Source organism: Aeromonas sp. QDB20 (assembly GCF_027707805.1).
In the GTDB taxonomy this organism is placed as follows: Bacteria; Pseudomonadota; Gammaproteobacteria; order Enterobacterales; family Aeromonadaceae; genus Aeromonas; species Aeromonas dhakensis.
The window spans coordinates 1-13,064 of record NZ_JAPCJC010000019.1; the positions used below are offsets into that span (position 1 = coordinate 1).

The 13,064-nt window shown below is 64.5% G+C and carries 12 protein-coding genes; 6 read left to right on the forward strand and 6 right to left on the reverse strand.

The window, feature by feature from the left end:
* Positions 1–152 precede the first annotated feature (152 nt).
* On the reverse strand, positions 153–485 hold the full coding sequence (locus tag PG897_RS17805; RefSeq protein ID WP_005306245.1) for a cupin domain-containing protein: 333 nt from the start codon (positions 483–485) through the stop codon (positions 153–155).
* Positions 486–711: 226 nt separating this feature from the next.
* Here PG897_RS17805 and PG897_RS17810 point away from each other — a divergent pair, with 226 nt between their 5' ends.
* The 5 genes from PG897_RS17810 to PG897_RS17830 all read left to right on the forward strand — a co-directional run bounded on the left by PG897_RS17810 (position 712) and on the right by PG897_RS17830 (position 5,973).
* Positions 712–2,070: an NCS2 family permease gene (locus PG897_RS17810; RefSeq protein ID WP_017785501.1), complete on the forward strand. Its 1,359-nt coding sequence runs from the start codon at positions 712–714 to the stop codon at positions 2,068–2,070.
* Positions 2,071–2,309: 239 nt separating this feature from the next.
* Positions 2,310–3,380 (forward strand): dihydroxyacetone kinase subunit DhaK, encoded by a 1,071-nt coding sequence (dhaK, locus tag PG897_RS17815; protein ID WP_201882871.1) that lies wholly within the window; start codon positions 2,310–2,312, stop codon positions 3,378–3,380.
* Positions 3,381–3,389: 9 nt separating this feature from the next.
* Complete coding sequence (dhaL, locus tag PG897_RS17820; protein WP_005306235.1) at positions 3,390–4,019, forward strand: dihydroxyacetone kinase subunit DhaL; 630 nt, start codon at positions 3,390–3,392, stop codon at positions 4,017–4,019.
* A gap of 2 nt (positions 4,020–4,021) precedes the next feature.
* The gene (gene dhaM, locus PG897_RS17825; RefSeq protein WP_201882872.1) at positions 4,022–4,738 is read left to right on the forward strand and encodes a dihydroxyacetone kinase phosphoryl donor subunit DhaM; all 717 of its coding nucleotides are present in this window, start codon (positions 4,022–4,024) and stop codon (positions 4,736–4,738) included.
* Positions 4,739–4,890: 152 nt separating this feature from the next.
* On the forward strand, positions 4,891–5,973 hold the full coding sequence (locus PG897_RS17830; protein WP_201882873.1) for a glycerol dehydrogenase: 1,083 nt from the start codon (positions 4,891–4,893) through the stop codon (positions 5,971–5,973).
* An 89-nt stretch (positions 5,974–6,062) separates the two neighbouring features.
* On the opposite strand, the gene dhaR is transcribed toward PG897_RS17830, so the two are convergent.
* The 4 genes from dhaR to PG897_RS17850 all read right to left on the reverse strand — a co-directional run bounded on the left by dhaR (position 6,063) and on the right by PG897_RS17850 (position 11,591).
* On the reverse strand, positions 6,063–7,973 hold the full coding sequence (gene dhaR, locus PG897_RS17835; RefSeq protein ID WP_201883917.1) for a dihydroxyacetone kinase operon transcriptional regulator DhaR: 1,911 nt from the start codon (positions 7,971–7,973) through the stop codon (positions 6,063–6,065).
* Positions 7,974–8,215: 242 nt separating this feature from the next.
* Positions 8,216–8,920: an SDR family oxidoreductase gene (locus PG897_RS17840; protein WP_095591589.1), complete on the reverse strand. Its 705-nt coding sequence runs from the start codon at positions 8,918–8,920 to the stop codon at positions 8,216–8,218.
* Positions 8,921–9,117: 197 nt separating this feature from the next.
* On the reverse strand, positions 9,118–10,215 hold the full coding sequence (gene ydiK, locus PG897_RS17845; protein WP_017785510.1) for an AI-2E family transporter YdiK: 1,098 nt from the start codon (positions 10,213–10,215) through the stop codon (positions 9,118–9,120).
* Entirely contained in the window at positions 10,212–11,591 is a 1,380-nt protein-coding gene (locus tag PG897_RS17850) for a bifunctional NUDIX hydrolase/phosphatase PAP2 family protein (protein WP_201882895.1), read from the reverse strand. The genes ydiK and PG897_RS17850 overlap by 4 nt, the downstream gene beginning before the upstream one ends.
* A 196-nt stretch (positions 11,592–11,787) precedes the next feature.
* Between PG897_RS17850 and PG897_RS17855 the strand changes: the two genes are divergently transcribed.
* Positions 11,788–12,168, forward strand: coding sequence for a hypothetical protein (locus PG897_RS17855; protein ID WP_005306207.1), 381 nt, complete (start codon positions 11,788–11,790; stop codon positions 12,166–12,168).
* Positions 12,169–12,222: 54 nt separating this feature from the next.
* Here PG897_RS17855 and PG897_RS17860 read toward each other — a convergent pair whose 3' ends face one another.
* Positions 12,223–12,996 carry a substrate-binding periplasmic protein gene (locus PG897_RS17860; RefSeq protein WP_005306204.1) on the reverse strand — a complete coding sequence of 258 codons (774 nt, stop codon included), beginning with the start codon at positions 12,994–12,996 and terminating at the stop codon, positions 12,223–12,225.
* Positions 12,997–13,064 lie beyond the last annotated feature (68 nt).

Sequence of the window (13,064 nt, forward strand, 5' to 3'; positions counted from 1 at the left end):
CGGTAGTTCAGTCGGTTAGAATACCGGCCTGTCACGCCGGGGGTCGCGGGTTCGAGTCCCGTCCGCTCCGCCACTAACAAGAAGCCCAGTCGAAAGACTGGGCTTTTTTTCGTCTCACTTTCCCCGGATCCCCTCTTTTCTCCTTACTTACTTCAGTAAAACACGCAGAGCCAAACGGTGGTCATGTCGGGATGGGTCCACTCGACCCTGTGCTTCTGGCGGGCAGGGATATTGATGTGATCTCCCGGCCCCAGCTGGACCAGCTGCTGTTGTTGGGTTTGCGGATCGATGAACAGCAGGCTGGCTTCACCCTGCACCACCAGGATCCACTCATGTTCATCCTGATCGTACCATTCGCCGGGGGCCGTCTGATGGCCGTGGGAGAGAATGCGCTCGATCCTCAGGTGATTGGTGCTGACCAGATCCTGAAAGAGTTCGGTGGGGAGTGGCGAGGGGATATCGTTCAGCAGATTGCGGGTGTGCATGGGTATCTCCCGTCTGGCGGCGTGAAGGGTTACCTGCAGTATAGGTGGGTCGTTTACGCTCGCAGGGGAAGAGGGGCAGCCTGAACCCGTCATATCTGTGCCCGAACGAGAACGTTCCCTGTGATTTTGATGAAAAAATCAGGGAAATCGCTGCAATCCGGATAAATTCTTGCTATTTTGCGCGCCATTCACGCAAACGATTTCCTTCACACTTTCAGGATTAGTTATGGCAAAGCAAGATATGGCCGCCCAATCAGGGAATGGCGGCTTTCTGGACTCTTATTTTTCCATTTCTGCGCGCGGCAGCAGCGTGCGTCAGGAGCTGGTCGCAGGGCTGACCACCTTCCTGGCGATGGTCTACAGCATCATAGTGGTGCCGAACATGTTGGGTGCTGCTGGCTTTGAGCAGGGGCCGGTGTTTGTGGCGACCTGTTTGATCGCCGCTTTCGGCTCCCTGCTGATGGGGCTGTGGGCCAAGCTGCCGATGGCCATCGGTTGCGCCATCTCCCTCACCGCCTTTACCGCCTTCAGCCTGGTGCTGGGGCAGGGGCTGAGCATTCCGGTGGCGCTGGGCGCCATCTTCCTGATGGGGGTGCTGTTCACCCTGATCAGTGTCACCGGCGTGCGCCAGTGGATCCTGGACAACCTCCCCTCCGGCATCGCCCACGGCACCGGCATCGGTATCGGCCTGTTCCTGCTGCTGATCGCCACCAACGGCGTCGGCATGGTGATCAAGAACGAAGGAGCCGGTCTGCCGGTACAACTGGGTGAAGTCACCGCCTTCCCGGTCATCATGACGGTGCTGGGTCTGGCCGCCATCTTTGGTCTGGAACGTCGCAAGGTGCCGGGCGGCATCCTGATGGTGATCATCGCCATCTCCATCCTCGGCCTCATCTTCGACCCGAAAGTGACCTGGCAGGGCTTTTTCGCCATGCCGAGCCTGACTGGCGAGAAGGGCTCTCTGGTTGGCAGCATGGATCTGTTGGGTGCCCTCAATCCGGTGGTGATCCCCACTGTGTTGGCGCTGGTGATGACAGCGGTGTTTGACGCCACCGGCACCATCCGTGCTGTGGCTGGTCAGGCGGGCCTCATCAACGAGCGTGGCCATATCATCAGTGGCGGCAAGGCATTGACTGCCGACTCCGTCAGCAGCATGGTGGCAGGCGTCGTCGGTGGTGCACCGGCTGCCGTTTACATCGAATCCGCAGCAGGCACTGCCGCCGGTGGCAAGACGGGTCTGACCGCCACCCTGGTCGGCGTGCTGTTCCTGCTGATGATCTTCCTCTCGCCGCTGAGCTATCTGGTACCGGCTTACGCCACCGCGCCTGCGCTGATGTACGTGGGCCTGCTGATGCTGGGCAACGTCACCAAGCTGGACTTCAACGACTCGGTCGATGCGCTCTCCGGCATGCTGTGCGCCGTCTTCATCGTGCTCACCTGCAACATAGTCACCGGCATCATGCTGGGCTTCGTGGCGCTGGTGATCGGTCGCCTGTTTGCCGCCGAGTGGAAGAAGCTCAACATCGGTACCGTCATCATCGCCGTGGCGCTGGTTGTCTTCTATGCCGGTGGTTGGGCCATCTAACCCGTCAGCTTATTGCGGTTGTAGCGAAGGGCCCCTGCGGGGCCTTTTTTGTTGGCTGTGAGACGGCTAACAGTTTTCCTCTTATTTGCTCCGCACCGTTTCAGATTGAAACGCCAACCCCTCTTCTGCTGTTTCAAATCCGAACCAAACCGCCCGTCATTTTTATCCTCTTTTCTGCCGTTAGACTTGCTCCATCAACCATTTGCCCACCCGAGCGGTGGCAAGCCAAGGAGTGAGCCATGAAGAAACTGATCAATGCCGTCGATGCCGTGGTCCGTGAACAGCTGATGGGGATGGCCGCCGCCCACCCCGAGCTCAAGGTGCGTATCGAGCCCCACTTCATCACCCGTGCCGATGCTCCCGTGATGGGCAAGGTGGCGCTGGTCTCCGGCGGTGGCAGCGGCCACGAGCCGATGCACGGTGGCCTGGTGGGCAAGGGGATGCTGGATGGTGCCTGCCCCGGCGAGATCTTCACCTCGCCCACGCCGGATCAGATGTACGAGTGTGGTCAGGCCGTCGACGGCGGCGCCGGCGTGCTGTTTCTGGTGAAGAACTACACCGGCGACGTGCTCAACTTCGAGACTGCGGTCGAACTGCTGCACGGTGACGGGGTCAAGGTGGGGTTCACCCTCATCGATGACGACGTGGCGGTGAAAGACAGTCTCTATACCGCCGGTCGCCGTGGCGTCGCCACCACAGTGCTGTGTGAAAAACTGGTAGGTGCCGCCGCCGAAGCGGGCTATGACCTGGCGCGCTGCGAGGCGCTGGCCCGCCGCATCAACAATCAGAGCCGCACCATTGGGGTGGCCATGCATGCCTGCACAGTGCCGGCCGCCGGCAAGCCCTCCTTCACCCTGGCGGACAACGAGGTGGAGTTCGGCGTCGGCATCCACGGCGAGCCGGGCATCGAGCGCCGCCCCTTCACCGACCTCAATGCCCTGGTGGACGACATGTTCAAGGAGCTGGTCGACAACAGCCCCTATGGCCGCACCCTGCGTCACTGGGACAGAGCCTCCGGCAGCTGGCAGGAGGAGCACACCTTCATCGAGCCGTTCAACAAGGGCGACCGGGTCATCGCGCTGGTCAACAGCCTGGGCGGTACCCCCATCTCCGAGCTCTACGGCGTCTATGGCCATCTTGCCGCCCTGTGCGAAGAGGCAGGCATCCATCTGGTGCGCAACCTGATCGGCCCCTACTGCACCTCCCTCGACATGACCGGCATCTCCATCACCTTGCTCAAGGTGGATGACGAGCTGATGACCTTGTGGGATGCCCCCGTTCACACCCCCGCCCTGCGTCGCGGCTGCTGAGGAATATTCATGTTAAGCAAGCATCAAATCGTCAACTGGCTGCTCGACTGCGAGCACATCTTCACCGAGCAGCGTGACTACCTCACGGCGCTGGATACCGATATCGGCGACGGTGATCACGGCCTCAACATGCAGCGCGGCTTCGCCAAGGTGGCCGAGAAGCTGCCGGCGGTGGCAGACAAAGACATCGGCCAGGTGCTGAAAACCACCGGCATGACCCTGCTCTCCTCGGTCGGCGGCGCCAGTGGCCCGCTCTATGGCACCTTCTTCATCCGGGCAGCGGCCAGCAGCGACGCCTGCCAGAGCCTGACCCTCGGTCAGCTCGGCAAGATGCTGAGCGACGGAGTGGAGGGGATCGTCTCGCGCGGCCGCGCCGAGCCGGGTGACAAGACCATGTGCGACGCCTGGTGGCCGGCCCTGGCGGCCCTGCAGCAGGCGGAGCAACAAGGCTTGCCGCTGCCCGAGGCGCTGGACAAGGCGGTTGCGGCCGCAGCCGCTGGCACCGAGGCCACCATCCAGATGCAGGCCCGCAAGGGGCGCGCCAGCTATCTTGGCGAGCGCAGCATCGGCCATCAGGATGCCGGGGCTACCTCGACCCTGCTGCTGCTGACCGCCCTGCGTGACAGAGCGAGGTTGTAAACATGATCGGAATCGTAGTTGTCTCTCACAGCGCCATGCTGGCGGCCGGCTTGAAAGCGCTGGCCGATCAGCTGGGCAGCCCGGCGAAGCTGTTGCTGGCGGCCGGGGTCGATGACCCCGACCACCCCATCGGCACCGACGCCATCGCCGTGATGAGTGCGATTGAAGAAGCGGATGACGGCAGCGGCGTGTTGGTGCTGATGGATCTCGGCAGCGCCCTGCTGAGCGCCGAGACCGCCCTCGAGTTGCTGCCCCCCGAGCTGAGTGCCCGGGTGCGGCTCTGCCCGGCCCCGCTGGTCGAGGGCACCCTGGCCGCCGTGGTGGCGGCCGGTTCTGGCCTGATGCTGGATGAGGTAGCCGCCGAGGCACTCGGCGCCCTTGGCCCGAAACAGGCGATGCTGCCGGGCAAGGCAGAGCCGCAGGCCGTTGAAGCCGCTCCTGCGCCCGACGGCGACTGGCTGCGCTGCGAGGTGGTGGTAGACAATGCCCACGGCCTGCACGTGCGCCCCGCCGCCCGCCTGGTGGCCGCCCTCAAGCCCTTTGCCGCCGAACTCAAGCTGCAGAAGGGGGAGAAAGAGGCCAACCCCCGCAGTCTGACCCGGCTCACCATGCTCGATGTGCGCCAGGGGGACACGCTCACCCTGCTGGCGCGCGGGGAGGATGCCGAGGCCTCCTTGGCCTGCTTCCAGCAACTGGCAGCGGATCGCTTCGGCGACTGACCTGCCGGCTTCAAGGCGCTGTGCTCGCTCGCCGAGCCTGCACAGCGCCACTGTCATGCAAATGAAAGACGAAGGAGTCCCCGGCACTGCCGCCCCTTCGCCTCCTTTAGTTTCAAAAGAAGTCTTACGAAATAAAGAGAGAGGGATAAAATATGGACCGCATCATCATCAGCCCCAGCAAATACGTGCAAGGCAACGGGGCCCTCGCCAACATCGGCAACTACGTCAAGGCGCTCGGCGCCAAGCCGCTGATCCTGGCCGACGCCTTCGTCACCAAGCTGGTTGGCGATACCGTGGCCACCAGCTTCCACGGGGCAGGCATCCAGCCCGAGTTCGACTGCTTCAACGGCGAATGCTCCCGCCCCGAGATTGACCGCCTGCTGGCCCGCTGCAAGCAGACGCCGTTTGACGTCATCATTGGCATCGGCGGCGGCAAGACGCTGGATACCGCCAAGTCGGTCGCCTTCTACCAGCAGGTGCCGGTGGTCATAGTGCCGACCATCGCCTCCACCGATGCCCCCACCAGCGCGCTGGCGGTCATCTACACCCCGGAAGGGCAGTTCAGCGAATACCTGATGATCCCGACCAACCCCAACATGGTCATCATGGATACCGGCGTGGTCGCCCGCGCCCCGGTGCGGCTGTTGGTCTCCGGCATGGGGGATGCGCTCTCCACCTACTTCGAGGCGCGCGCCAACAAGGTGTCCGGTTGCCAGACCATGGCCGGTGGCGCCTCCACCCTGGCGGCCCAGGCCATCGCCGAGCTCTGCTACAAGACCCTGTTGGCCGATGGCTACAAGGCCAAGCTGGCGGTGGAGCAGGGGCTCTGCACCAAGGCGGTGGAGAACATCATCGAGGCCAACACCTATCTGAGCGGTATCGGCTTCGAGAGCAGCGGTCTGGCCGCCGCCCACGCGGTTCACAACGGCCTGACCCAGCTTGCCGAGTGTCACCACCTCTATCATGGTGAGAAGGTGGCGTTCGGTACCCTGGTGCAGCTGGTGCTGGAGAACGCGCCAATGGTGGAGATCGAGACGGTGCTGGGTTTCTGCCGCTCCATCGGCCTGCCGACCAATCTGCATATGATGGGGGTCAAGGAGCTGGACATGGCGCGCCTGATGGAGGTGGCCAAGGCGTCCACTGCGGAAGGGGAGACCATCCACAACATGCCGTTCAAGGTCACCGCCGAGGACGTGCTGGCGGCCATCGTCACCGCCCACCAGCTGGGGCTGTAACGACCAGCCAGCTTGCCATAGAAAAGGCCCCGTATTTGCGGGGCCTTTTTCATGTTCAGCGAACCGATATGTAGTGGCTCGGGCCGGCGTCAGCCGTGGTAGTCGGCAGGATCGATCTCGAGCAGCTTGAGCCGCCGCCAGAGGGTGGTGCGGCTGATGCCAAGATGCTGGGCCATCTGGCTCACCTGTCCCTTGCAGGCGTGGGCGCAGCGCAAAATGGCCTGGCGCTCCAGCTCGGCCAGGGTGAGCAGCGGCTGCCCCACCACCTCGTCCGCCACCCGCTGATAGCCGTGGCGAATGGCGGCGGGCAGCGCCTCGGGCGGGATCGGCCCCTGACCGGCGTGAAGCAGGGCATGCTCGATGGCGCTGCGCAGCTCCCCCAGATTGCCGGGCCAGGGATAGGCGAGCAGGCAATCGAGGGCCGCCGGGCTGAACTGGCGCACCGGCTCGCGCCCCTGCGCAGCCAGCTGCTGGCTGATGAGGCCGGGCAGATCGGCGCTGCGCTCGCGCAGGCCTGGCAGCCACAGCTCGCACGCCTGCAGCGCATAGAGCAGCTGGCGGCCGAAGTGCCCCTCCTGCACCTTCTGCTCCAGCGGGGCGCTGCTGGTGGCGATGATCCGCACCTTGAGCGGCAGGATACGGGCCGAGTCGAAGCGCTGCAGGCGACCGGTCTTGAGCAGTTGCAGCAGCGCCGCCTGCATGGGGGCAGAGAGGCACTCCACCTGCTCCAGCACTAGCGTGCCGCCGTGGGCCAGTTCGAACTTGCCGGCCCGCTCCTGTCCCGCTTCGTCAGAGCCCATCAGCTCCAGCGCCATCCGCTCGCTCGGCAGCGCCTGGCAGTTGAGGGTGATGAGCGGCCCGGCGGCCCGTTCGCTGCCGAAGTGGATCGCCTCCGCCAGCTGGGCCTTGCCCACTTCCTCCTCGCCGCGCAGCAGGATCGGGCCCTGGCTTTGGGCAGCCTGCCGGGCGTAACGCAGCAGCTTGCGCATGGCGCTCGATTCGCCCACCAGCGCCGACAGCTCGGGTACCGTCTGGCGCAGCTGACTGATGGCCCGCAGCCGATCGACCGGGTGCAGCAGGGCGATAAAACTGACCCCATCCGGCCCGGGCAGCGGCTTGAGGCTCACCAGCGCATTGATGAACTCCCCCTCCTGCGCGCCGAGCCGCTCCAGCGTCACCTCCACATGGCTGAGCGGGGTCTGCCCCCTGATGGCCAGCTGCAACCGCTGGGGCAGCAGCAGGTGCTGCTCCAGCGGCTGGCCGAGGCAGAGCGCCGGATCGAGCCGCAGCCGATTGGCCGCCAGCGCGTTGAGGTAGCGCAGCCGGCCCTGGGGATCCCAGGCCAGTACGCCGTCATCCATGCCGTCCAGCAGGGCGTAGAGCTCGCTCAGGTGGTGCTGGGACTCCTGCATCAGGGTCTCCATCTGCAGCAGGTGGGCCAGCTCGCGCCCGGCGCTGACGGTGAGCGCCAGATCGCCGGCGCTCGCCTCCTCCACCTTGCAGGTCAGCGCCATGATGGCGACCTGACGGCCGTTGCTGTTGTAGACCGGGCTGGCGCAGCAGTGCCAGGGGTGCAGGGTCTGATTGAAGTGTTGGGGGCCGCTGACGCAGAGCGGCACTCCCTCCAGTGCGGCCAGGTTGATGGCATTGGTGCCAATGCGCCCTTCGCTGAAGAAGGCTCCTGGGCCAAACCCCAGCGCCGCCAGCTCACGCAGGGTGTCGGGGTGACCGGTCTGGGCCAGCAGGCAGCCGCTCTCGTCGGTGAGCAGCAGGGCACAGGGGCGCCCCTCCATGAATTCGTAGAGATCCTCGAGTGCCATCTCGCCGGTGGTGAGCAGGTCGCGCTTGCGCTGGCGCAGGCTCTGCAAGGTCTGGCCCTTGGCACTGTGGGGCGGATGCCAGAGGGTGGCGCTGGTCTGGTGAGCGCAGCGCAGCCAGGAGGCCTGCAGATAGTCAGGCCAGTCCCGGGCTGGCGGCATGGAGGCGGACAGGATGGTCACGACAAGATCCGGCAAAGAGACGAACGCCTATTTAACCACCCTTGCCGGCCCGATTCAGTGACCTGCCTCAGAGGGATGGCAACCCCGCCATCCCTCCGATCGGATTCGCCCCCGAATTTGGCGACAAGGTCGCCGCCGGTGGCGGCGGCATTCACTGCATCACCCTGCACCAGCCAGCCTGATACTCCCTTGCCATGAACTGACGGGGCGCTTTGGCGCCCCTGTTTTCCTCTCAGCAGTCCTCAGATCCCTGTCATGCCGATCTCGTCCAGCTGCACATGGGCGGGTTGACGCAGTGTGTAGAGTACGGCCTCGGCCAGATCCCAGACCTGCAACCAACCGGGTTTGCGCTCATCCGCACAGGCCGGTGGTGGCACCTGGACCAGGCCGGGACAGAGGGTGTGAACCCGAATGCCCTGATGCTGGACTTCTTCCCGCAGCGCCTTGGCAAACCCCAAGACGGCAAATTTGGCGGCGCAGTAGACGCTGGCCCTCGCATAGCCGTTTTTGGCGGCCTGGGAGGCGATGTTGATGATGGTGCCGTGGCGTCGAGACAGCATGTCCGGCAGGCAAGCCTGGGTCAGCAGGAAGCTGCCCTTGGCGCAGGTGTCCATCACTCTGTCCCACTCCGATTCCGGCAGATCCTGCACCAGATAATCGCTGCCGACCCCGCTGTTGTTGACCAGCAGATCGATGGGGCCGAGCAGTGCGCTGGCCCGGGCATGCTGGGCTCGAACCTGGGGAGCATCGCAGACATCCAGCACCAGAGGCAGGACTCTTACCCCGTATTGCGTCGAGAGGCGGGTAGCCTCTTGCTCCAGCAGGGCGTGGCGACGGGAGGCCAGCACCAGCTCCACCCCTTCCCGAGCCAGCGCCTCGGCGATGGCCAGCCCAATGCCGCTTGCGCCGCCGCTGATCAGGGCGCGGGTTGCTCTCAGTTCGTTCATCTGTTGTTCCTCCTGAATGGTGGCGCCATTGTGGTGGGCGGCAGCGAGAGGGAACAGGGGGAGAAAGGGGTTGGCTCGAACCTTGGTTCGGATTTGGCGGAAAACGTTCGAACTTTGGTTCTGTGCCGGCACAAGGCCTTGCTCTTTGGCTCTTGTCTGTAAAACAACAACGCCGCCCTCTCGGGCGGCGTTTGACCTTATGACAGTGCCTTGTCATGAGGTAGGGCGTCTACCTTGTCACCGGTAGGGTGGTCACCCTCCTTGATCCAGGCATCCAGCAGGGTGTAGCCCACTGCCAGCACCACGGGGCCGATAAAGAGGCCGATGATCCCCATCGCCAGCAAGCCGCCGATAACCCCCACCAGAATGAGGATCAGCGGCAGGTCGGCGCCGCGCTTGATCAGGAAGGGACGCAGGAAGTTGTCCATGGTGCCCGCCAGCAGCGACCAGACCAGCAGGAAGGTGCCCCAGGTGGTGTCGCCGCTCCAGTAGAGGTAGCCGACGCAGGCCAGCAGCACCGGGAAGGGGCCAATCTGGGCGACGATCAGCAGGAACATCACCACCACCAGGATCATGGTGTAGGGGATGCCGGCAATCAGCAGACCGATACCGGCCACCGAGGATTGCACCAGGGCGGTCACCACGACCCCCATGGCCACGGCGCGGATCGCCTGTGAAGCGAGCACGGTGGCATTGTCGCCGCGCTCGCCGGCCAGCCGGTGGGCGAAGCGACGAATGCCGGTCGCCACCACTTCACCGGAGTGGTAGAGCAGGCCGCAGATGCCGACGGTCAGCAGGAAGTGGACGAACAGCAGCCCCAGATTGCCCGCCTGGGAGGCGAGCCAGCGGGCGGTCTGGCCGAAGTAGGGGGCCAGCTTGGCGAACAGCACCTGACCACCGCTCGCCAGGATCTGCTGCCAGAAGTCATAGAGCTTGCCGCCCACCAGCGGCACCTGCTGCAGCCAGAGCAGCTCGGGGGGCGGGGAGTGGCTGATGGTGGTGCCCAGCTCGATCAGCATGGGCGCCTTCTCCGCCACGTTGGCCAGCGCCATGAAGAGCGGAATGACGAACATCAGCAGCAGCACCAGGGTCATGAAGAGGGCCGCCAGGGCGCGCTTGCCCCACAGCAGGCGCTGCACCATCAACATCAGCGGCCAGGTGGCGATGGTGATCATGGTGGCCCACACCAGCGCGGGCAGGAAGGGGCGTAGCACCATGAAGCAGGAGACGATGAGGAGGCTGATAAACAGCACTCCCAGGGTTATCTTGGCTAAATCCACTTTTTTCATATTCATAGCAATCCCTTGTCAGGGCCTGGGCCCTTGGGTAGCGGGTCATTATTCACGAGAGAGAGTATCCACCAGAGACCGGCGCTCAACCAGAGCCCCAGGCAACAATAAAGCAGCCACTGACCGAGCAGAATGAGCCAGGAGCTGGTCAGCCAGAGCGGCAGCGCCCACCACAATGCCCCCAGCGGCAGGCCACCGAGCAAGGCCAGCAAGGGGAGGCGCCAGCCGGCCGGCGCCGTGCGCGGCAGCGGCAACATCATGCCGAGGGTCAACCCCAGGCTGAAGGTGGCCAGGCCCGCCAGTGCCGAAGATTGGCTCCACCAGGCGGCCAGCGCGCAGGCGAGGGTCAGCCCGGCCCAGCCCCAACGACTGGCAGCCAGGCCGGCGAGGCGGGGATACAGGGCCAGCAGCAAGGCGCCAAGCAGCAAACCGGCCGCCACGTCCGACAGGAAGTGTACCCCGAGCCAGACCCGGGCCAGTCCGGTCAGGGTGGCCAGCAGCAGGGCCAGGGTGGCACTGCGCCAGGGGTTGGCGGGCCAGCAGGCTCTGAGCAACACGCCCCAGAACAGCAGCGCAGAGGCGGCGTGGCCGCTCGGCATGCCGAAGCCCTGGGCGCTGCCCTGTGCCAGGGCGGGGTCGAGATGGAAGGGTCTGGGCCAGCCAATCCCCTCCTTGGCCAGCTGCACCAGCAGGGTGAGGGTCAGCATGGCCAGCAGCAGTTGGCGCACCCGGGGCCAGCCCAGCCAGGGCAGCAGCAAGGGTAGCAGGGCAAGCTGAAAGGCGGCTGAACCGAACAGGTTGCTGACCTCGAGCCAGCGCACCTGGACACCGAGCCAGGTCTGCAGCTGGTGGATCAGCGGGACTTCCATGCGGTGCAGTGCATTGCCTTCACCACGAAAATTGGGCAGCCACAGCACGGGGCTGTCGGGCATGGCGGCCAGTTGGGGGGCCAGCCAGCTGAGCTGGGCCGGGAAGCGGCGTTGCTCATCCGGCAACCGGGCCGGCGCGATCAGCCTGGCATTGAGGATCTCGCCGCCCAGATTGGGGGCCTGCAGCAGAGAAACAAAGCCAGAGCCGGTCTGTGCACGGATGGGCTCCAGGGTCTGACAGGCAAACAACAGGGCGCGCTGCCATGGCCCCAGCTCGGCGACGACCCTGCCCCGCAGGCCGGTCTCTTCATACAGCTCCCGCAGCGCCGCCTGTTGCGGCGTCTCTCCTGCATCTATGTAGCCACCGGTCAGGCTGTAGCGGGAGGAAACCCTGTCTTGCACCAGCAACAGCTGCTGCTGGTGCTTGACCACGCAGACGGCCGCCGTCGGGGCGGCAAGGAGGGGCGGTGACGACAGCAGGAGGCAGAGCAGCAAAAAACAGTGGCGCAAAATGAAGGCCTGACCGATAGGGGGTGATGGGCACAAGCGTCACAGAAATCAGATAGTTGGGCAATGGTTTGTGGCCGGACGCCGGGGCCGGGCCGGCGTGGCAAGCGGGCGACCCGGCGCGCAAGGATTGCCGTGGGGTAAGGCAGTCCCTAGTATTGGCAGCTATGTTATTTCCATGCAGCAAACCTTGGGACCTTCCATGAAACAGTTTGGTTTTTTTCTGGGCATCGCCATCGGTGTCATCCTGATCCTGTTCGGCAGCATCGTCATCTTCCAGGCCCTGCCTGCCGCGCTGGACGTGCTGGAGATGCCGAGCCGCATCCCCTTCGTGCGTGAGGTGTACACCTGGCTGATGACCAGTGCCAGCGGCCTGACCGGTCAGCTGGAGCAGAACTTCCTGGAGGCGTTCCAGACAGTGCTCAAGCTGATCCTGCTCATCACCTTCATGTGGGTCTGCGTCAAGCTGGTCAACATGGGGGTCCTGATCATCCGGGCCGGGGTCGACCTCATCCGCACCGCCATCGAGCACAGCGAGGGCGCCCAGAACAAGAAGTCCGAGCACGACCATCACTTCCAGTGAGCGGCTCGCACCATGAAACAGGCCACCTTCGGGTGGCCTGTTTGTATCTGGTACTTACTCTATTCGCGGTAGGTGATCGGCCGGAGGTGGCTGCACCACATCCTGGTAGCGGGCGATGAGCTGCTTGAAGGCCTCCCCCTGTCTGACCTTGTCGAGCGCCTGCTGCAGACGGGCGACCTGCTGTTTGTCCGCCGCCGGGTTGAAGGCGAAGCAGTTGTCCTGATCCGCCAGGGTGGCGACGGTGACGAAAGTCTCGGGGGCAAAGCCCAGCTGCCTGGCCTGATGAAACAGCATCACCTCGTTGCCGGCCACCAGATCGGTGCGGGCCATGATGAGCTGGCGTACCACCTGATCCATGCGCTCCACCGACATCAGGTTGGCGGGGCTGATGCCCCGGTTGAGCAGCAGCTGCTCCCCCACGTCCGCCTGCATCACCCCGATCTGCAGCCTGGTCAGATCGGCCTTGCCGGTCACCTTGGGGGCATCCCGCTTGCGGCCCACCAGCGACACCCGCGAGTGGCTGATGGGGCAGACCCAGAGGAAGTGGGGATCCCGCGCCCGGGTGTGGGCCGTGGTGAACAGCACGGCATCCGGCTGCTGGGTCAGCAGGTACCAGGCCTTGGCCCAGGGCATGAAGTGGATGGGCTGCTCCGGCTCCCCCATCTCTTGCCACATCAGTCTCAACAGCTCCACCGCCAGGCCGGTGCTGTTGCCCTTCTCATCCTGGCCGTTGAACGGCATGTTCTGCTCGGAGTAATAGGTGAACGCCGAGGCGGGCAGGGCGGCCCCCAGACAGCAGCAGACAAACAGACCGAGCAGACGCGACATGGCAGCACTCCTTGCGAAAAGTCGTCTTCATCCAGTTTAGGGAGTTATGCCGAGAAGTTCATGATTTC